The 18,472-nt window shown below is 72.9% G+C and carries 16 protein-coding genes; 8 read left to right on the forward strand and 8 right to left on the reverse strand.

The genetic code is table 11. The features are described 5' to 3' along the window. Positions 1-22: 22 nt before the first annotated feature. The 4 genes from AB0412_RS27410 to AB0412_RS27425 all read right to left on the reverse strand — a co-directional run bounded on the left by AB0412_RS27410 (position 23) and on the right by AB0412_RS27425 (position 5,175). Positions 23-1,444, reverse strand: coding sequence for a citrate:proton symporter (locus AB0412_RS27410; protein ID WP_366405250.1), 1,422 nt, complete (start codon positions 1,442-1,444; stop codon positions 23-25). 134 nt (positions 1,445-1,578) lie between these two features. After that, a complete protein-coding gene (locus AB0412_RS27415) occupies positions 1,579-3,843 on the reverse strand; it encodes a molybdopterin oxidoreductase family protein (protein WP_366405251.1) in 2,265 nt (754 codons plus the stop codon). A gap of 115 nt (positions 3,844-3,958) precedes the next feature. Continuing rightward, a complete protein-coding gene (locus AB0412_RS27420; protein WP_366405252.1) occupies positions 3,959-4,576 on the reverse strand; it encodes a TetR/AcrR family transcriptional regulator in 618 nt (205 codons plus the stop codon). Beyond that, positions 4,573-5,175 (reverse strand): hypothetical protein, encoded by a 603-nt coding sequence (locus AB0412_RS27425; protein ID WP_366405253.1) that lies wholly within the window; start codon positions 5,173-5,175, stop codon positions 4,573-4,575. Before AB0412_RS27425 ends, AB0412_RS27420 begins: the two co-directional genes overlap by 4 nt. A 183-nt stretch (positions 5,176-5,358) precedes the next feature. Between AB0412_RS27425 and hmgA the strand changes: the two genes are divergently transcribed. The 3 genes from hmgA (at position 5,359) to AB0412_RS27440 (ending at position 8,715) form a co-directional block, all read left to right on the forward strand. Continuing rightward, complete coding sequence (gene hmgA, locus AB0412_RS27430; protein ID WP_366405254.1) at positions 5,359-6,708, forward strand: homogentisate 1,2-dioxygenase; 1,350 nt, start codon at positions 5,359-5,361, stop codon at positions 6,706-6,708. Between the two features lie 61 nt (positions 6,709-6,769). Next, a complete protein-coding gene (locus AB0412_RS27435; RefSeq protein ID WP_366405255.1) occupies positions 6,770-7,519 on the forward strand; it encodes a GntR family transcriptional regulator in 750 nt (249 codons plus the stop codon). A 26-nt stretch (positions 7,520-7,545) separates the two neighbouring features. Beyond that, positions 7,546-8,715: a type ISP restriction/modification enzyme gene (locus AB0412_RS27440; RefSeq protein WP_366405256.1), complete on the forward strand. Its 1,170-nt coding sequence runs from the start codon at positions 7,546-7,548 to the stop codon at positions 8,713-8,715. Positions 8,716-8,728: 13 nt separating this feature from the next. On the opposite strand, the gene AB0412_RS27445 is transcribed toward AB0412_RS27440, so the two are convergent. Continuing rightward, the gene (locus AB0412_RS27445; protein WP_366405257.1) at positions 8,729-9,442 is read right to left on the reverse strand and encodes a TetR/AcrR family transcriptional regulator; all 714 of its coding nucleotides are present in this window, start codon (positions 9,440-9,442) and stop codon (positions 8,729-8,731) included. Between the two features lie 63 nt (positions 9,443-9,505). On the opposite strand from AB0412_RS27445, the gene AB0412_RS27450 reads away from it, so the two are divergent. Together AB0412_RS27450 and AB0412_RS27455 are read left to right on the forward strand one after the other, a co-directional pair. After that, on the forward strand, positions 9,506-10,483 hold the full coding sequence (locus AB0412_RS27450) for an ATP-binding cassette domain-containing protein (protein WP_366405258.1): 978 nt from the start codon (positions 9,506-9,508) through the stop codon (positions 10,481-10,483). Further along, positions 10,480-11,262, forward strand: a complete 783-nt coding sequence (locus tag AB0412_RS27455) for an ABC transporter permease (protein WP_366405259.1) — start codon at positions 10,480-10,482, stop codon at positions 11,260-11,262. Before AB0412_RS27450 ends, AB0412_RS27455 begins: the two co-directional genes overlap by 4 nt. Before the next feature lie 89 nt (positions 11,263-11,351). Here AB0412_RS27455 and AB0412_RS27460 read toward each other — a convergent pair whose 3' ends face one another. The 3 genes from AB0412_RS27460 to AB0412_RS27470 form a co-directional block, all read right to left on the reverse strand. Then, positions 11,352-11,615 carry a hypothetical protein gene (locus tag AB0412_RS27460; protein ID WP_260826872.1) on the reverse strand — a complete coding sequence of 88 codons (264 nt, stop codon included), beginning with the start codon at positions 11,613-11,615 and terminating at the stop codon, positions 11,352-11,354. 126 nt (positions 11,616-11,741) lie between these two features. After that, positions 11,742-12,560: an anti-sigma factor gene (locus AB0412_RS27465; protein WP_366405260.1), complete on the reverse strand. Its 819-nt coding sequence runs from the start codon at positions 12,558-12,560 to the stop codon at positions 11,742-11,744. A gap of 118 nt (positions 12,561-12,678) precedes the next feature. Continuing rightward, complete coding sequence (locus AB0412_RS27470) at positions 12,679-13,221, reverse strand: sigma-70 family RNA polymerase sigma factor (RefSeq protein WP_366405261.1); 543 nt, start codon at positions 13,219-13,221, stop codon at positions 12,679-12,681. A gap of 247 nt (positions 13,222-13,468) precedes the next feature. Between AB0412_RS27470 and AB0412_RS27475 the strand changes: the two genes are divergently transcribed. The 3 genes from AB0412_RS27475 to AB0412_RS27485 all read left to right on the forward strand — a co-directional run bounded on the left by AB0412_RS27475 (position 13,469) and on the right by AB0412_RS27485 (position 18,442). After that, entirely contained in the window at positions 13,469-15,001 is a 1,533-nt protein-coding gene (locus AB0412_RS27475; protein ID WP_366405262.1) for a DUF4331 domain-containing protein, read from the forward strand. Between the two features lie 100 nt (positions 15,002-15,101). Beyond that, positions 15,102-16,817, forward strand: coding sequence for a tetratricopeptide repeat protein (locus tag AB0412_RS27480; protein ID WP_366405263.1), 1,716 nt, complete (start codon positions 15,102-15,104; stop codon positions 16,815-16,817). Further along, positions 16,814-18,442 carry a nickel transporter gene (locus AB0412_RS27485; protein WP_366405264.1) on the forward strand — a complete coding sequence of 543 codons (1,629 nt, stop codon included), beginning with the start codon at positions 16,814-16,816 and terminating at the stop codon, positions 18,440-18,442. The genes AB0412_RS27480 and AB0412_RS27485 overlap by 4 nt, the downstream gene beginning before the upstream one ends. Positions 18,443-18,472 lie beyond the last annotated feature (30 nt).

The raw sequence follows: 18,472 nt of genomic DNA on the forward strand, positions 1-18,472 counted from the left end.
CTCCCAGGACGTACGTGCCGTACTAGATGATGCCGAACAGGATTCCCGCGCCGAGGATCAGCAGGCAGGTCAGGGCGGCCCACTTGACCACGAACCGGGTGTGGTCGCCGAACTCGACCTTGGCCATGCCGACCAGCACGTACACGGCGGGCACGAGCGGGCTGGACATGTGCAGCGGCTGGCCGACCAGGGAGGCGCGGGCCATCTCCAGCGGGGAGACGCCGTGCGCGGCGCCGGCCTCGGCGAGGACGGGCAGGACACCGAAGTAGAAGCCGTCGTTGGACATGAAGTAGGTCAGCGGCAGGCTCAGCAGGCCGGTGACCAGGGCCATGTGCGGGCCCATGCCCTCGGGGATGACGTCGACCATCCACGTGGCCATGTGGTCGACCATGCCGGTGCCCTGCAGGACGCCGGTGAAGACGGCGGCGGCGAAGACCATGCCGGAGACGTTCAGGACGTTGTCGGCGTGGGCCGCGATGCGGGCCTTCTGGTCGGGGATGTGCGGGAAGTTGACGGTGAGGGCGAGCGCGGCGCCGAGCAGGAAGAGGACCGGGATCGGCAGCCACTCCATGATCATGGCGGTCAGCAGGGCGACCGTGAGCAGCGCGTTGAACCAGTACAGCTTGGGGCGCAGGGTGGGGCGGTTCGGGTCGAGGCCCTGGAAGCCGTCGTCCTCCCGCGCGTCCGCGTCCGCGTCGGTGCCGGAACCCGGTCCGCCGGTGGGCACGGGACGCTTTCCGGTGCCGGAGCCGGCCCCGGAGCCCGCGCCGACGAGCACGGTCTCGGTCTCCTCGGCGTTCTCCTTGACCAGTGCCTCGTCCAGCGTCAGCACGCCGAGCCGCTTGCGCTCGCGCAGGCCGAGCACGTAGGCGAGGAAGAACACGCCGAGGAGGCCGACCAGCAGCGCCGGGATCATCGGGACGAAGATGTCGCTGGCGTCGAGCTTCAGGGCGGTCGCGGCGCGGGCGGTGGGGCCGCCCCAGGGGAGGGTGTTCATCACGCCGTTGGCCATGGCGGCGACACCGGTCATCACGACCAGGCTCATCTTCAGGCGCTTGTACAGCGGGTACATCGCCGAGACGGTGATCATGAAGGTGGTGGATCCGTCGCCGTCCAGCGACACGATCGCGGCGAGCACCGCCGTGCCGACGACGATGCGCATCGGGTCCGCCTTGCAGAACCTGAGGATGCCGCGGACGATCGGGTCGAAGAGACCGACGTCGATCATCACACCGAAGTAGACGATCGCGAACATGAGCATCGCCGCGGTGGGGGCGAGGCTGGACACGCCGTCGATGACGTAGTCACCGAGGTGGGCGCCCTTGCCGACGACCACGCAGAACAGCGCGGGGATCAGCACGAGCGCCACGAGCGGCGACATCTTCTTCAGCATGATCAGGACCAGGAAGGTCGCGATCATGGCGAAGCCGAGGATGGTCAGCATGAGTGGATACCTAACGTTCGCCCTTGAACATCCCACCGGGGCAGGCGGTGCGACGACGTTAGGTGCCGCCGAGCGGCGTTAACAAGACGTTGACGTGCGAGCAATAAGCGCAAAACCCCAGGTCACAGCTTTGCTCAGGTCAGCGCCTCGAGCCGCTCGGCCTTCTCGGCCGCCAGCGGGGCCACCTCGACCGGTACACCGTTGAGGACGGCGTTGCCCGAGAGCGGGTCGAGGAGGCTGCCGTCGAGGAGCTGGTTGACGTTGGCTCCGGGGTCGCCGGCGGCGTGCCGCATGCGGGTGCCGGGCCGGTCGTGCCCCCAGCCGTGCGGAAGGCTCACCACGCCCCGGCGCACCGCGTCGGTGACCTCGGCGGGCGCGGTCACCGCTCCCCCGGCGCCGGTGATCCGCACCGGCTGCCCGTCGACGACGCCGAGGCGTGCGGCGTCGTCGGGGTGGAGGTGCAGGGTGCAGCGGTTGGAGCCGCCGGTGAGGGCGGGCACGTTGTGCAGCCAGCTGTTGTTGGAGCGCAGATGGCGGCGGCCGACGAGGACGAATCCGTCGGCGCGCTCGTCGAGGGCGGCGCGCAGCCGGGGCAGGTCGGCGGCGATCGGTCCGGGCAGGAGTTCCACCTTGCCGCTGCGGGTCTTCAGGGGCTGCGGCAGCCGCGGGCGCAGGGGGCCGAGGTCGATGCCGTGCGGGTGGTCGAGCAGCTTCTCCAGGCTGAGGCCGTCGGGTCGTACGCCGAAGCCGTCGCCGTAGGGGCCGAGGCGCAGCATCATGTCCAGGCGTCGCTCGGGGCCGTTGTCGCCGGTCAGCAGTGCCGCGAGTTCCTTCGGGTCGCGGCCGTGCACCGGGGAGTTCGGGTCCTCGACCGCCTTGCCGAGGGTCTGGTCGATCACCATGGCGTCCACCGCGGCCGGGTCGGCGCCGTGCATGCCGGTGGCGGCGAGGATCAGCCGGGCCAGGATCTCGGTCTCGGCCATGCGGCCGGGCTCCAGCGGGACGGCGGGGCGGGTGTAGCGGACCTGGTTGCGGATGGCCAGGCTGTTGAACGCGAAGTCGTGGTGCGGGCTCTGCGCGGGCGGGGGCGGCGGCAGGACGACGTGGGCGTGGCGGGAGGTCTCGTTGAGGTAGGGGTCGACGCTGACCATGAAGTCGAGCGAGTCCAGGGCCTTGTCGAGGCCGTTGCCGTCGGGTGCGGACAGCACCGGGTTGGCGGCGACGACGACCAGGGCGCGCACGGGCTCGCCCACGTCGGTGACGGTGTCGATCTCCTCGGCGAGGGCCGACAGGGGCAGCTCGCCCTTGGCCTCGGGGTGGCGGGAGACGCGCGAGTGCCAGCGCCCGAGGGCGAATCCGCGGCCGGGGCCGGCGGGGCGCGGGGTCTTGTCGGTGGCGGCCTGCGGGAAGAGGGCACCGCCGGGGCGGTCGAGGTTGCCGGTGAGGATGTTCAGGACGTCGACGAGCCAGGAGGCCAGGGTGCCGTGCGGGACGGTGCAGCTGCCGATGCGGCCGTAGACGGCGGCGGTGGGCGCGGCGGCGAGCTCGCGGGCGAGGGTGCGGATGGTGTCCGCGTCGACGTCGCAGGCTTCGGCGACGGACTCGGGCGTGAAGTCCCGTAGCGCGTCGCGGAGTTCGTCGAGGCCCTGGAGGTGCGGCGTCAGCGCGCCCGGGTCCACGAGGTGCTCGTCGAAGAGGGTGTACGCGGTCGCCGCGAGCAACAGGGCGTCCGTGCCGGGGCGGACGGCGATGTGCCGGTCGGCGAGCCGGGCGGTGCGGGTGCGGCGCGGGTCGATGACGGTGAGGGTGCCGCCGCGGGCCTTGAGCGCCTTGAGGCGGCCGGGGAAGTCGGGGGCGGTGCACAGGCTGCCGTTGGACTCCAGCGGGTTGGCGCCGATCAGCAGGAGGTGGTCGGTGTGGTCCAGGTCGGGTACGGGGATGGCGGTCGCGTCGCCGAAGAGCAGTCCGCTGGAGACGTGCTTGGGCATCTGGTCGACCGTGGAGGCGGTGAACAGGCTGCGGGTGCCGAGCCCGGCGATCAGCAGGGGCGGGTAGAGGGCGCCGGCCATGGTGTGGACGTTGGGGTTGCCGAGCACCACGCCCACGGAGTGCGGGCCGTACCGCTCGACCACGGGCCGGATTCCGGCGGCGACCGCGTCGAACGCCTCCTCCCAGGTGGCCTCGCGCAGCTCGCCGTCGACCCGGACGAGCGGGGTGCGCAGCCGGTCGGGGTCGCCGTCCACGGCCGGGAGGGCCGCGCCTTTGGGGCAGATGAAGCCCTGGCTGAACACGTCGTCCCGGTCGCCCCGGGCCCGGGTGACCCTGCCCTCCTCGATCGTGAGCGTCAGGCCACAGGTGGCCTCGCACAAGGGGCAGATACGCAGAGCGGTGCGGGACACGGGTCCTCCCGGGTACGGCGGGGGCGATGGCGCGCGGACGGACCGAGCATACCGACCGGTATGCATGGAGGGGAGGGGCCGCGGCGCGCGAACTCGGCCGGCGCCCGCGCCGGACTCAGTCCAGCACGCGTGCGAGATAGGCCCGCAGCATCTCGCGCAGCTCCTCGATGACCTGCTCGTCCCCTTCGGGCGCCAGCCGGAACGCGAGGTGGACGAGGCCGTCGGCGGTCTCGACGGCGATGAGGATGGTGCGGCGCAGACTCTCGTCCGGGGTGCGCCGGAGGTAGGCGGAGAGCAGATCGGTCAGGCGGTCGGCGACGCGGTGGTTGGGTTCGGTGCGGCGCGTGCCCACCGGTATCTGGTTGCCGAAGTCGACCAGGGAGAAGCCCGGCGCGGTGCGCTTCATGTCCAGGTACTCGTCGATCACGACGTCCATCGCATAGCGCCAGCCCCGGTCCCCGGCACCCTTGAGGCGGTCGGTGACCCTGGCGGTGAAGCGCTCCAGGTTGCGCTGGGCCAGCGCGTCGGCCATCTGGCGCTTGTTGCCGAAGAAGCGGTAGACGGAGCCGATGGGCACACCGGCGCGCTGGGCGACGGCGCGGGTGCTCAGGTCGTCGTAGCCGACCTCGTCGAGGAGGTCGGCGCAGGCGTCGAGGATCCTGGCCAGCCGTTCGGCGCTGCGCCGCTGTACGGGCGCACGGCGGAGGGGGGTCGCGTGGGGCACGGGCCTCATGATGCCCTTTCGCCGCGATCCGGTGAACCTCGCCCTCCGCTCCGGGCCGGAGCGTCGCTCACGCCCGCCGGCCCGGTGGCGGTGTCCGGCGTGGACCCCGGGCCCGGGTCCGACACCGTGACGTCCGCGGTGCTCTCGACCGGCTCGCCGTCCACGGCCCACACCGAGCCGTCGTCGGCGTAGAGGCGGGCGGTGACGTGGTGCGTGCCGCGCGGCAGCATGCGGGCGGACAGGTGGTACTCGGGGGTGCGCAGCCGGGCGACGAGGCGATCGTCGACGTAGAGGTGCGCGACACCCCGGCCGGCCTCCGCCCGCTGCGCCGCCCCGCGCGGCGAGAAGCGGAAGTCGCGCAGGGTCAGGCGTACGTCCCAGCCGCCGTCGGTGTCGGGCGTGACCTCGACGCGGACCTCGGGGGCGTCCTCCTCGTCCACCTCACGGTAGGGCCGCCCGTCCGCGTCCCGGTCGTCCAGGAGCTCGCCCACCGGCGAGGGCGAGGCAGCCTCCCGCTCCTGGGCGTCACGGGAGGCGCAGCCCGCGGTCCCGGCCAGAGTGACGACACAGACCGCGAGCGCGGTGATCAGACTCCGCGTCCACGACATGACCGGGAGCGTAGAACACCGGTGCGACCCCGCGGATCCACCTGGAGTCGGGTTCGGCGTCCTCCGCCGAGAGGAGGACAGGAAAGACACGTACCCGGATCGCGCGGCCCTCTTGCGCCGGGGAAAACGCAATCCTACGGTGTCGCATAGGAATGAGGTCCGTACCGCAAGGGAGCAGCGAACATGAGCGATGGGGGCACCGCCCGCGCGAGCGAGTCCGAGCGCGGGGGAGCGCGCAAGGTCGCCGAGGCACTGACGTATCTGTCCGGCTTCGGCAACGAGCACAGCTCCGAGGCCGTGCCGGGTGCCCTGCCCGTGGGCCGCAACTCGCCCCAGCGCGCGCCGCTCGGCCTGTACGCGGAGCAGCTGAGCGGCACGGCGTTCACCGAACCGCGGGCGCACAACCGCCGCTCCTGGCTGTACCGGATCCGCCCGTCGGCCGCCCACCCCGCCTTCACCCGCACCGGCAACGGCGCCCTGCGCACCGCGCCCTTCACCCAGACGGCACCGGACCCCAACCGGCTGCGCTGGAACCCGCTGCCGGAGCCCGAGCCGGGCACGGACTTCCTGGCGGGGCTGTGGACCCTGGGCGGCAACGGGGACGTCACGCAGCGCACCGGTATGGCCGTGCACCTCTACCACGCCACCTCCTCCATGGACCGGGTCTTCAGCGACGCGGACGGTGAGCTGCTGATCGTCCCGGAGCGTGGCGGGCTGCTGCTGCGCACCGAGTTCGGGCTGCTGCATGTGGAGCCGGGACACATCGCGCTGATTCCTCGTGGGGTGCGCTTCCGTGTGGAGCTCCTGGACGAGTCTGCCCGCGGTTATGTGTGCGAGAACTACGGCGCCGCGTTCCGTCTCCCCGACCTCGGCCCGATCGGCGCCAACGGACTCGCCAACGCCCGGGACTTCCAGGCGCCGGTCGCGGCGTACGAGGACGTCGAGGGCCCGGTGGAGGTGGTGAACAAGTTCTGCGGCAACCTGTGGTCGGCGACGTACGACCACTCCCCGCTCGATGTCGTCGCCTGGCACGGCAACTATGTGCCGTACGTCTATGACCTGCGCCGCTTCAATGTGATGGGCACCATCTCCTACGACCACCCGGACCCGTCGATCTTCACGGTGCTGACGTCACCGAGCGACACCCCCGGGCTGGCCGGGGTGGACTTCGTGGTGTTCGCTCCGCGCTGGCTGGTGGGCGAGGACACCTTCCGGCCGCCGTACTTCCACCGGAACGTGATGAGCGAGTACATGGGCCTGATCGAGGGCGCCTACGACGCGAAGGCGGAGGGCTTCGTACCGGGCGGCGGCTCGCTGCACAACATGATGTCGGCGCACGGCCCGGACCGTGAGACCTTCGACAGGGCGAGCGCGGCGGAACTGAGGCCGCAGAAGATCGACGACGGACTCGCGTTCATGTTCGAGACCCGCTGGCCGGTGACCCTGACGCCGCACGCGGCCCGTGCGGAGCATCTGCAGCAGCGCTACGACGACGTATGGCAGGGCCTCGAGCGCCACTTCCGGGACTCGTGATGCGGTACGCCTCTTCCGTCCACGCATTGCACTGAGCGTTCCCGACCGGTACGGATAGCCCGTGACCTCCTTCGCTCCGGATTCGATCGTCCTGAACCGCAAGCTGCCGCTCTGGTACCAGGTGTCGCAGTCGCTGCGCGCCTCGATCCTCGGCCGCTCGCCGCAGGACCCGCTGCGGCTGCCCACCGAGGAGCAGCTGGCGGGGCACTACGGGGTGAGCGTGCTGACCATGCGGCAGGCGCTGAAGGAGCTGGAGGACGAGGGGCTGATCTCCCGGCACCGTCGGCGCGGCACGTTCATCGAGCCTGATGCCCGCAGGGGATCCCCGGTGCGGCTGCTGGGCTCGGTGGACGCGATCGTGGCCCAGCAGTCCGGCATGACCACCGAGCTGCTGGAGCACGGCACCGCCCCGGTGCCGGCCGAACTCGCCGAGTATTTCCCTGACTTGACCCGGACGGCGGCGTACCACCGGCTGCGCAGCGACGAGAAGACCGGCGAGCCGACCAACCACGCCCGCAACTACGTCCGTCCCGAACTGGCCGAACGCATCGACCTGGACGACCTGGTGCGCTGGCCGATGACCAAGGTGCTGCGGGATGTCGTCGGGGTGGACATCAGCCGCATCACGGACACCGTGGAAGCGCGGCTCGCGGATCCGGAGACGGCCCGGCTGCTCCAGGTACCGCTGCTCAGCCCGATCCTGCACTACACGGGCATCACCTACGACACCGACGGGCGCCCGCTGGACGTGGCCGTCATCCACTACCGGGGCGACCGTTTCTCCTTCACGGTCACCCTGGACGCCACCTGAACGGTGTGTCGGCGCCAGGTCGTACGATGCCCTGCGTGACGCACGACGACGCTCCGCTGCTGGCGGACCTCATGCCGTGGTCCGTCGCACCGCCCCGCCTCGGCCGGGGCTGGCCGGCGGGACCCGACGCGGCGTCCCTGAAGGCCCGTTGGGCCGCGCTGGTCAAGGCCGAGGGACCCGACCGCGAGGCCCTCTTCCAGCCGACGCGCTCACGCACCCTGCACACGGCGGTCGGCCGGCTCCCGGGCGGAGGCGGTGGCACGGAGCGCCTGTCCCGCGCCACGGGCCCCTGCCCGGACCCGGTCCGCGTCCTGTACGCCCCCTTCGACGAACAGTGGCTGATCCCCGACCACCGCCTGATCGACACGGCCCGCCCGGAGCTGTGGCGGGTGACGGACGACCACCAGATCTTCGTGGTGGAGACGCCCACCGACTCCCCCGGACCCGCCCTGCTGGCCACCTCCCTGCTCCCCCTCCTGCGCCCCGGCCCCGTGCGCCCCTTGTACCGCCGCCCCGCGGGCGCGGAGCCCAATCTCGCCCCCGGCCTCCTGGACCACCTCACGGCCCGCCTCGGCCGGGAGGCCACCGCGCCGGACGTCCTCGCCTGGACCCTGGCCGTCGCACGCCCCACGCCCCACGGGATCACCGTGCCGCTCACCGGGGACGCCGAGGCGTGGGCGCGGGGCGTGGAGACCGGACACCGGATGCTGTGGCTGATGCGCCGCGACGGGGAGCGCCCGAAGCTGCCCGGCGGGCGCCGCCCGTACGTCCGCGCACCGCTGCCGTCCCGCCCGCTGACCGTGCACTACGACCGCGACGAGGAGACCCTGCATCTCGACGAGGGCCGCATCTCCCCCGTGCCGCCGGAGGCCTGGGACTTCGAGCTGGGCGGCACCCGCGTCCTGGAACAGTGGTTCACGGCACGTACGACCCCGGCCGAGCCGGGCACGCTGTCCGCGATCCGCCCGACCACCTGGCCGCAGACCTGGACGTCGGAGCTCCTGGAGCTGATCACGGTGCTGGCCCTGCTGGCGGAACTGCGCCCCCTGCAGGCGGCCTTGACGGTCCCGGCCCCCGTCACCGCCACGGACCTCCACAGGGCCGGCATCCTCCCGCCCGCGCCCTCCACCCGCCGCCCGGCCTCGGTCCTGGACGCACACGAGGAGGGTCCGGAGGGTCAACTCGCGTTGATCTGATGCCACTGCCTCCTCACGGCCGCGGCTCGAACCCGTCGAGCACCCGCCCGAGCGCCCGCTCGAACACCGCCTCCAGGTCGATGGGCCCGGCGTCCTCCGTCAGGGCCGCCGCCATCCTGGGGTACTCCCCCGACGCGAGCCGGCCGCTGAGATAGGCGATCCGCACGGCGTTCTCCTGCTCCTCGGACCAGGGCAGGGAGCGGGTGCGCTCGGCGGTGGCGAGCTCGTTGGCGACGTAGGTCGTGACGACGCCGTTGAGCATCGCGATCAGTTCCATCTTGGTGCCGTAGGACACGGGGAGCGGGTCCAGACAGGCCAGGCAGTGCTCCAGGTAGCGCAGGGCGTGGGGGCTGAAGCCGTACACCGGTGACATCAGCCGGGGCAGCCAGGGGTGACGGTGCATCAGGTCGCGGGTCTGGTGGGCCACCCGGAGCATGTCGGCCCGCCAGTCCCCCGTCGGCTCCCACAGCTCGTGCTCGCCGCCGGCCGCGTCCACCATCAGCTCGTACAGGTCCTCCTTGCGGGGGACGTAGTTGTACAGGGACATGGTGCCGCAGCCCAGTTCGGCGGCGATGCGGCGCATGGAGACCGCGTCCAGCCCCTCGGCGTCGGCGACCCGCACGGCGGCCGCCGCGATGTCGGCGCGCGTGTAGGCCGGCCGGGGCCCACGGCCGGTGCGCTCGGGGCGCGCCCAGATCACTTCGGGTTCGGCCGCTCGGCCCGCCATCGGTCATCACCTCGCCCACCATCGTAGTTACGTACACCGTACGTAGTGCGCTATGGTCACTCCATGACTACTACGTACGCTGTACTTAGTGAGGGTCTGGAGAAGCGGTTCGGCGAGGTGCACGCCCTGCGCGGGCTGGATCTGGCGGTGGCCGAGGGCACGGTGTGCGCGGTGCTGGGTCCGAACGGGGCCGGCAAGACCACGGCGGTACGCCTGCTCACCACCCTGCTGCGGCCCGACGCGGGCTCCGCACGGATCGCCGGCCACGACCTCGTCCGCGAGGCCGCCGCCGTACGGCGCAGGATCGGGGTCACCGGGCAGGACACCTCGATCGACGGGGATCTCACGGGGCGCGAGAATCTGCGCCTGTTCGCCCGGCTGCACCGGGTGCGCGGGGCCGCCGGCCGGGCCGCGGAGCTGCTCGACCGTTTCGGGCTGACGGAGGCGGCCGACCGGCCCGCCTCCGGCTACTCGGGCGGCATGCGCCGCCGGCTGGACCTGGCCGCGAGCCTGATCCGCCGCCCCGAGGTGCTGTTCCTGGACGAGCCGACGACCGGCCTCGACCCGGCCAGCCGCAACCTGATCTGGGACGCGGTGCGCGAGCTGACCGGCGCGGGCACGACGGTGCTCCTCACGACGCAGTATCTCGAGGAGGCCGACCGGCTCGCCGACGACATCGCCCTGGTCGACCGCGGCCGGGTGGCGCACACCGGATCGCCGGCCCGGCTCAAGGACCGGGCGGGCGCCTACGCGGAGGTCGTGGTGGCCGACGCCGACGCCCTGGTGCGGGCGGCCGGGGTGCTCGACCGGCTCACCGGCGCCGAGCCCTCGCTCGACCGGGAGCGCAACGCGGTCGGCGCGGTCGCGAAGGACCCGACGCTCACCCTGCCCCGCATGGTGCGCACGCTGGACGCGGCGGGCGTACCGCTGCTGGACGCGAGCCTGAGGCCGCCGACCCTCGACGACGTGTTCCTGCGGCTGACCCGACGGCCGGCGCACGCGGCCGGTCACCTCGACGACGACAAGGAGCGTGCCGCATGAGCACGTTGGCGTACGACGGCTCCGCGATGCTCGGCCGGCAGCTGCGGCGGATGCGGAACAACCCGGGGCTGCTGATCCTCACCCAGACGATGCCGATCAGCATGCTGCTGTTCTTCGGTTATGTCTTCGGCAGCGCGCTCGCCGTGCCGGGCGAGGCGTACCGGTCGTTCCTGGTCCCGGGGCTGCTGGTGGCGACCGCGGCGGGCGGGGTGATGACCGGGATGTTCCAGTCGGCGCAGGACGTCCACCGCGGGGTGACGGACCGGTTCCGCACGCTGCCGGTGAGCCGGGCCGCCGTGCCGGTGGGTCAGGCCGTGGCGGACGTGGTGGTGACCGCCGCCGGGACGATTCCGTTCCTGGCGGTGGGGCTCGCGGTGGGCTGGCGGGTCGAGGCAGGCGCGCTCGGTGCGGTGGGCGCCGTGGCCTTGCTGCTGCTGTTCCGGTTCGCCTGTGTGTGGGCCGGGATCTTCCTCGGGCTGCTCACCCGCAACGAGGAGGCGGCCGGCCAGCTGGGCGGAGCGACCTTCCTGCTGCCGCTGCTGTCCAGTGCGTACATCCCGACGGACGGGCTGCCCGGTCCGCTGCGCACGGCGGCGGAATGGAATCCGATCAGCGCGGTCGCGACGGCGCTGCGGGACCTGTTCGGGAACGCTCCGGTACCCGAGGGGGCGGCCTGGCCGGTGGCGCACCCCGTGGCGGGGTCCCTGGGCTGGTGTGCGGTACTGCTCGTGGTGTTCGTGCCGCTCGCGGTACGGCAGTACGCGTACGGGAAACGGTGATGTGACCGGGGCGGAGCGGGCGAGGCCGACGGGCCCCCCGGTTCACTGCCGGGTGGGACCGGGGGCGCCGGCACGGCGTGGTACGTGGGTCAGCGGCCGCCGAACAGAGTGCGGCGCAGGCGGCGCAGCGGGGCGAACAGCGAGACGCGGCTCGTCCGCGCGCGGGCGCCCCGGGCACCGCGGTCGCGTGCGGTCAGCTCGCGCATCAGCGAGGTGGCCTCCGCCGTCTCACGCTGCGGGACCGCGGGTCCCGCCAGCACCGAGAGATGGCGGTCGAGACGCGAACTGCTCGCGCTGCTCCCGCAGGTGATCGCAGGGACCCTGGCCCTGCTGCGCACTGTTATCTGTTCCATGTCACTCCCCACCCGTACGAGTCCACCCGGCCCGGGCAGGGTAACCCTATCGCCCCATCCGGGCACGCGTGTATCGAGGTCACAGGATTCACCTTCCCCATAAGGGTGTTGACGAACACCCAGCGATTACTCTCCGAATCCGACTGTTTCCAGGGCGAGTTGCACAATGGGCTGGGTAGTGGGCTGCGGTGACCCTCCGTCAGGTTCGACGGTCACCGCGAGTGACGTCGCGGAGGTGTCCAGACCGGACGCCACCAAGGGCGTGTCGCCCTCGAAGAGGCCGAGAGAGCGCGGTTGCGCGTCCGGGCGCATGAGCCACAGCTGGCGCACGCGACCGTCCGGCGGCTCGCCGTAGCCGCCCAGGGTGACGATCGCGCTCTCCTCCGACGCGGAGGCGATCACTCCGATCGTGCGGCCCTGCGCGTCCCGGCCGGTGCTCGCACGGGCGTCCGGGGCGGCGAGAACGTGGGCGATCTCACGTGACCGGTCGCGTTCGGCGTTCAGCCGGTCCTCGGTGCGGTTCGCCTGGGCGCCGAACAGCGCGGCGACGACGAGGGCCGCGGCGGCGGTGACCGTCGCGAACGGCACCAACAGCGCGGGGCGCTGCCGCTCCCGGGAGCGGGGCGGGGGCTGCGTTCCCCATACGTACGGCGGGAGTTGCCGCGCACGCGTGCGTGCGGCCCGCTGCGGGGCGGGCTCCTGCGGGGTGGCCCGTGCGGCGGCCAGCACCCGCTCGCGCAGGGCGGGCGGTGCGGGGGCGGCCGTGGACCAGGCGAGCCGGACCGCGTCCTCGGCGAGATCGCGCACCTCGGCGGCACAACGGGCGCAGGACCTCAGATGCCTCTCGAACCGGACCCGCTCGGCCGGCTCGAGCGCGTCGAGCGCGTAAGGGGCGGCGAGCGAGTGCAGTTCCCCGCGCCCCAGCAGCCTGCCGAAGATCGTCATGCGGCACCTCCGGCGCCCGGGAGAGGAATGCGGGCGGACGGACGCGGGCGCGGATCACCGGCGCGCGGTGATGCGGCCCGTGGTGCGGCCTGCGCGGGCGGGTGGTGGACGACGGCGTTCATGCCGCACCTCCCAGGCAGTCGCGCAGCCGGGTCAGGCCGTCGCGCATGCGGGTCTTGACCGTGCCCAGCGGCAGGGAGAGCCGTTCGGCGACCTCGCGGTAGGTGTACCCCTCGTAGTAGGCGAGGGTGACCGACTGGCGCTGGAGGGCGGTGAGCCGGTCCAGGCAGCGGCGCACCCATTCGCGTTCGAGTCCCGCCTCGACCTCCTCGGCCACCTGGTCGAAGGCGGGGCCGTCGGCCCGCCGCGCCTCGCGCTGCTCGCGCTCGCCGGCCGCACGGGCGCTGCGCACCCGGTCGACGGCCCGCCGGTGGGCCAGGGTGAGCACCCAGGTCAGGGCGCTGCCCCGGCCGGGGTCGAACCGCGCGGCCGAACGCCAGAGTTCGAGCAGCACCTCCTGGGACACCTCCTCCGACTGCGCGGGATCGCGCACCACACGCCGTACCAGCCCGTACACCGGCCCGGACACCAGCGCGTACAGCTCCTCGAATGCCTTGTGGTCGCCCCCGGCCACCCGCACCAGAAGCTCGTCCGCCTCCAACGCGCCTCCCCCTCTCCCGGGCCCCGTGGGGGCCACCGACCTCATGAGGCATTCGCAACGAGCACGCCTCCGGATGGGAATTACGGATCAGCGGGCCGAAAACGCGGGTCGAGCAGGCAGAAATGCTACGGGCGGGCCCGGGCCGGGCCGAGGCCCCGGGAAGAGGTTTCGGAAACTCGACCAATCCGGCCCGCCCCCCACTCCGAATCCCGGTGCGTCAGGCAAGTTGGCACTGAGGACGGACGGCATGACACCTAACTCCAGGACGGGCGTGGGACGCAGGAGCCTCGCGACCCTGATCAGTGGTGCGCTGGCCGCCGGGGGGCTCGCAGCCGCCGGTGTGACCACGCTGGAACCGGGGGCGGCCTCCGCCTCCAGCCACCGGGAGGCCCCGCTGATCTCGGGCACCCCGCAGTACGACAACACGGATCTGTACGCGTTCGTCAGTCCCGACAAGCCGGACACGACGACGATCATCGCGAACTGGATCCCCTTCGAGGAGCCCGCCGGGGGACCCAACTTCTTCACCTTCGCCGAGGACGCCCAGTACGACCTGCGCATCGACAGCAACGGTGACGCGCAGGAGGACCTGCTGTTCCGGTACACGTTCAGGACGCACACGAAGAACAAGAAGACGTTCCTGTACAACACGGGCCCGGTCGAGAGTCTCGACGACCCCGACCTCAACATCACGCAGACGTACGACATCGAACTGATCAAGCTGCGCCATCTGAAGGCGGTGTCGAGCACCAAGATCGCCGACGACGTGCCGGTCGCGCCGTCGAACGTCGGCAAGGCGTCCATGCCCGACTACGACACGCTGCGCAAGCAGGCGGTGCACGAACTGGCGGGCGGTGCGACGACGTTCGCCGGGCAGGCCGACGACCCGTTCTTCCTGGACCTGCGCGTCTTCGACCTGCTGTACGGCGGGAACCTCTCCGAGGTCGGCAACGACACCCTCAAGGGCTACAACGTCAACTCCGTGGCCCTGCAGGTGCCGAACCACATGATCACCGAGTCGGCCGAGCAGCCGGTCGTGGGGATCTGGTCGACGACCCGGCGCAAGAACGCGCAGGGGCACTTCACACAGGTCTCACGGCTGGGCAGCCCGCTGGTCAACGAGGTCGTCAACCCGCTGAAGAACAAGGACACGTTCAACGCGTCCACGCCCCGGGACGACGCCCGGTTCCTGAAGAACGTCACCAACCCGGAGCTGCCCAAGCTGATCGAGGGCATCTACAAGATCCCGGCGCCCAAGGAGCCGCGCAACGATCTCGTCGACGTGTTCCTCAAGGGCGTCGAGGGCCTCAACCAGCCGCCGCACGTGACGCCCTCGGAGATGCTGCGCCTCAACACGTCGATCAAGCCGGCAGCGAAGCCCAAGCGGCTGGGTGTGCTCGACGGCGACAACGCGGGCTTCCCCAACGGCCGCCGGCTGACGGACGACGTGATCGACGCGTCGCTCCAGGTCGTCGAGGGTGAGCTGGTCGGCGCGAAGAACGACCTCGGTGACGCGGTCGACGCCAACGACAAGGAGTTCGGCGCGGCCTTCCCGTACCTGGCCAACCCGACGGAGGGCTCACGCGGCCCGCTCGCCAAGGGAGTGGACGGCGGCAACGACGTACGCAACCAGCTGGGCGACGCGCTGCGCCCGGCCGGTGCGCAGGGCTCCGACAACACGACCCTGATCGCCGCGTCCGCGGGTGCGGGAGCCGGCGGGATCCTGCTGATCGGCGCGGCCCTGCTGTGGTGGCGCCGGATGCGCGACCGCGCCTACTGACCGCCGCCCACCCCTGACAGGCGCGGCCCGTTCCCCACCCATCCCCCACGGCACGGGCCGCGCCGCCCGTCTCGCCCCAGCGACCGAACAAGGAGAGGGCATGTCTCCGCGCACGACGGACAGCGCCCAGGAGAAGGGCAAGCCCGCCGCCCCGCTCACCCCGAGCGACACAGGCCCGGGCACCGGACAAGAGGCGGCGCCCTTGAAGCACGAGCCGGCCGCCGGTCACGAGGCGCCCGCAGAGCACGAGCCGACCGCCGGACAAGACGCGCCCGCAGAGCACGAGCCCCGCGACGAGCACGAGGCGCCCGCAGAGCACGAGCCGGCCGCCGGACAAGACGCGCCCGTGGAGCACGAGCCGCGCGACGGTCACGAAGTTGCCGCTCCCCCGGCGGGAGCCGGCTCCGCCGACTCGTCCGGCACCACCTCGGCCTCACCCCGGCCCCGCGTCACCGCCCTGCGCAGGTTCTCCGCCGCCGCGCGGCGGTCGCGTGGGGTGCATCTGGCGTGCTGTGGTGTGCTGCTGGCCGTCGCCATGACGGCCGGGGCCGTGGCGGTCGGGGGTGCCGGCCGCGGAGCCCCGGCGGCTGCGGACGTCGCTCCCGCCGGGGCGGTCGCGCCCGGGGTGCTCGCCGGAGATCTCGACGCGGGGATCCGGGCGTTGCAGACTCATCTGCGGGTCCAGCCGCGGGACTTCGTCGGGTGGGCCACCCTCGGGATCGCCTACGTCGAGCAGGCGCGCACCAAGGGCGACCCCTCGCGGTACCCGCAGGCGGAACGGGCGTTGAAGCGGTCGCTCACCGTGCGGGCCGGCAATGAGCACGCCCTCGCCGGACGCGCCGCCCTCGCCGCCGCCCGGCACGACTTCACCGGCGCGCTGAAGTACGCCGAGCAGGCGCTGGAGCAGAACCCGTACAGCGAGCGCGCGCTGTGCACCCGTATCGACGCCCTCGTCGAGCTCGGCCGGTACGACGAAGCCGCCGAGGCCGCCGACATCGCCGACGACCGTCGGCCGGGGGTGCCGGTGTTCACCCGGTACGCGTACGTGCGGGAGCTGCGCGGAGACGTACGCACCTCGCGCCGTGTGCTGGAGCAGGCGCTGGACGGGGCGTCCTCGCCCACGGACGTGGCGTACGTGGCGACGGCGCTCGGACAGCTCGCCTGGAACCAGGGGGACCACGAGACCGCCCTGCGGCACTACGCACGTGCGCTCGCCGCCGACGACGGCCATCTGCCCGCCCTGGAGGGCCGCGCCCGCGCCCAGGCCGCGAGCGGTGACCTCGCGGGCGCGATCAGGACGCTGGAGCAGGTCGTCGTGCGTTCCCCGCTGCCCGGCCCGCTGGTCGCCCTCGGTGAGCTGTACGAGGCCCGCGGCGCGGACGGCGACCGGGCGAGGGCGCGCGACCAGTACGCCCTCGTCGACGCCTGGACCGCACTGGCCCGCGCCGGCGGTGTCAACGCCGACCTCGACACCGCGCTCGCGATCGCCGATCACGGCGACCCGGAGCAGGCGCTGCGCGCGGCCCGCGCCGAGTGGGACCGCCGGCACAGCGTGCACACGGCGGACGCCCTCGCCTGGGCGCTGCACGTCAACGGCCGTGACGAGGAGGCCCTCAGCTACGCCCGCCGGGCCACGGCCACCGGTTACCGCAACGCCGCTTTCCTCCACCACCGCGGCATGATCGAACGCGCCACCGGCGACCACCGCGCCGCCCGCGCCTCCCTCACGGCGGCGCTGAAGGTCAACCCGGGCTTCTCGCCCCTGGGTGCCCGTGAGGCCCGGGCCGCCTTGAAGGACCTGGAGGCGGCGCGTTGATCCTCCGCCGTACCCTCGCCGGCGGCGCCGCCGTCCTCGCCGCCGCCTGTGCGCTCGCACTGGTCCCGGCCTCGACGGCGAGCGCGCACCCGCTCGGCAACTTCACCGTCAACCGCTACGACGGTCTGGTCGCCGCACCCGGCGAACTCCGCGTCCACCATGTGGAGGACCTCGCCGAGATACCGGCGACCCAGGCCGGGCCGGACCTCGACCGGCTGGGCATCGCGCGGTGGGCGCGGGAGCGCTGTGCCGCGGCGGCCGGGGACAGCGAGGTCCGCGTCGACGGACGCAAGGTCCCGGTCGCCGTGGTCGGCAGCCACGCGCGCGTGCGGCCCGGTCAGGCCGGGCTCGACACCCTGCGTGTGGAGTGCCGGCTGACCGCTCCCCTGCCCGAGGGCGGCACCGTGGCGGTCGGCTTCCGGGGCGCGGGCGCGTCGTCCGGGCCCGGCTGGCGGGAGATCACCGCGCGGGGCGACCGGACGACGCTCACCGCCTCGGACGTGCCGAGGACCTCGGTGTCCCGTGAACTGACGCGCTACCCGGAGGAGTTGCTGTCCTCGCCCGCCGACATCACGAGCGCGACCCTGCGCATCCGCCCCGGCGGGCCCGCGCTGGCCGAGGAGGACACCGACGCGCCCGCCTCCTCCGTGCTGCCGCGCGGAGCCGACCGGTGGACCCGCGCCCTCGACGAACTCGTCGCCCGGCACGACCTCACCGCCGGCTTCGCCGCGCTCGCCCTGCTGATCGCCGTCGCCCTCGGCGCGATGCACGCGCTCGCGCCGGGCCACGGCAAGACGCTGATGGCCGCGACGGCTGCGGCGCGCGGGGGCAGGGCACGGCTCCGGGACGTCCTGCCCATGGCGGCCTCGGTGACGGTCACCCACACCCTCGGCGTGGTCGCCCTGGGCCTGCTGGTCACGGCCGGCTCGGCCGCCGCGCCCTCGGTGATCGCCTGGCTGGGCCTCGCGAGCGGCGTCCTGGTCACCCTGGCCGGCGCAAGCCTCGTACGACGTGCCCTGCGCAACCGCGGGCACAGCCACGCCCGGAGCCACTCCCCCGCACACCCTCACGAGCACACGCACGGGCACGGCGAAGGACGCGACCATGACCGTGACCACAGCCACGACCACGACCACGACCGTGACCGCAGGCACGGCCACGACCACGACCACGGTCACGACCACGCCCCCGACCGTCACGACTCCCCAGCTCACCCCCACCCCCACCCCCACGTCGTCACCCACACCCACGGCGGCCACACCCACACCCACCCCGTCGCCCCCACCCTGCGCGGCACGATCCTGCTGGGCTTCGCCGGTGGGCTCGTGCCGAGTCCCTCGGCGGTCGTCGTGCTGGTCGGTGCCGCGGCGCTGGGCCACGCCTGGTTCGGGCTGCTGCTCGTCGTCGCGTACGGCGTCGGACTGGCCCTCACCCTCACCGCCGCCGGGTACGCGGTCGTCAAGGCGGGCAGCGGCCTCACCCGGCTGCTGACCCGCCGCCCCCGCTGGACGGCGAGCCCGCTGGCCGCCTTCGCACGCCGGGCCGCGCCCCTGGGCTCGGCGTTCGTCGTCGTGGCCCTCGGAGCCGGATTGGTGTTCAGGGGGGCCGCATCCGCACTCGGCTGAGCTACTTTCAACAGGAAAGGGAAGATTCGC

This window comes from Streptomyces sp. NPDC052012 (assembly GCF_040689265.1).
GTDB lineage: Bacteria > Actinomycetota > Actinomycetes > Streptomycetales > Streptomycetaceae > Streptomyces.

Bases quoted from the DNA above. Each gene is read 5' to 3' on its own strand.
- AB0412_RS27410 (WP_366405250.1), bottom strand. From the start codon at position 1,444: ATGCTGACCATCCTCGGCTTCGCCATGATCGCGACCTTCCTGGTCCTG.
- AB0412_RS27420 (WP_366405252.1), bottom strand. From the start codon at position 4,576: ATGAGGCCCGTGCCCCACGCGACCCCCCTCCGCCGTGCGCCCGTACAG.
- AB0412_RS27425 (WP_366405253.1), bottom strand. From the start codon at position 5,175: ATGTCGTGGACGCGGAGTCTGATCACCGCGCTCGCGGTCTGTGTCGTC.
- hmgA (WP_366405254.1), top strand. From the start codon at position 5,359: ATGAGCGATGGGGGCACCGCCCGCGCGAGCGAGTCCGAGCGCGGGGGA.
- AB0412_RS27440 (WP_366405256.1), top strand. From the start codon at position 7,546: ATGCCCTGCGTGACGCACGACGACGCTCCGCTGCTGGCGGACCTCATG.
- AB0412_RS27445 (WP_366405257.1), bottom strand. From the start codon at position 9,442: ATGGCGGGCCGAGCGGCCGAACCCGAAGTGATCTGGGCGCGCCCCGAG.
- AB0412_RS27450 (WP_366405258.1), top strand. From the start codon at position 9,506: ATGACTACTACGTACGCTGTACTTAGTGAGGGTCTGGAGAAGCGGTTC.
- AB0412_RS27455 (WP_366405259.1), top strand. From the start codon at position 10,480: ATGAGCACGTTGGCGTACGACGGCTCCGCGATGCTCGGCCGGCAGCTG.
- AB0412_RS27460 (WP_260826872.1), bottom strand. From the start codon at position 11,615: ATGGAACAGATAACAGTGCGCAGCAGGGCCAGGGTCCCTGCGATCACC.
- AB0412_RS27465 (WP_366405260.1), bottom strand. From the start codon at position 12,560: ATGACGATCTTCGGCAGGCTGCTGGGGCGCGGGGAACTGCACTCGCTC.
- AB0412_RS27475 (WP_366405262.1), top strand. From the start codon at position 13,469: ATGACACCTAACTCCAGGACGGGCGTGGGACGCAGGAGCCTCGCGACC.
- AB0412_RS27480 (WP_366405263.1), top strand. From the start codon at position 15,102: ATGTCTCCGCGCACGACGGACAGCGCCCAGGAGAAGGGCAAGCCCGCC.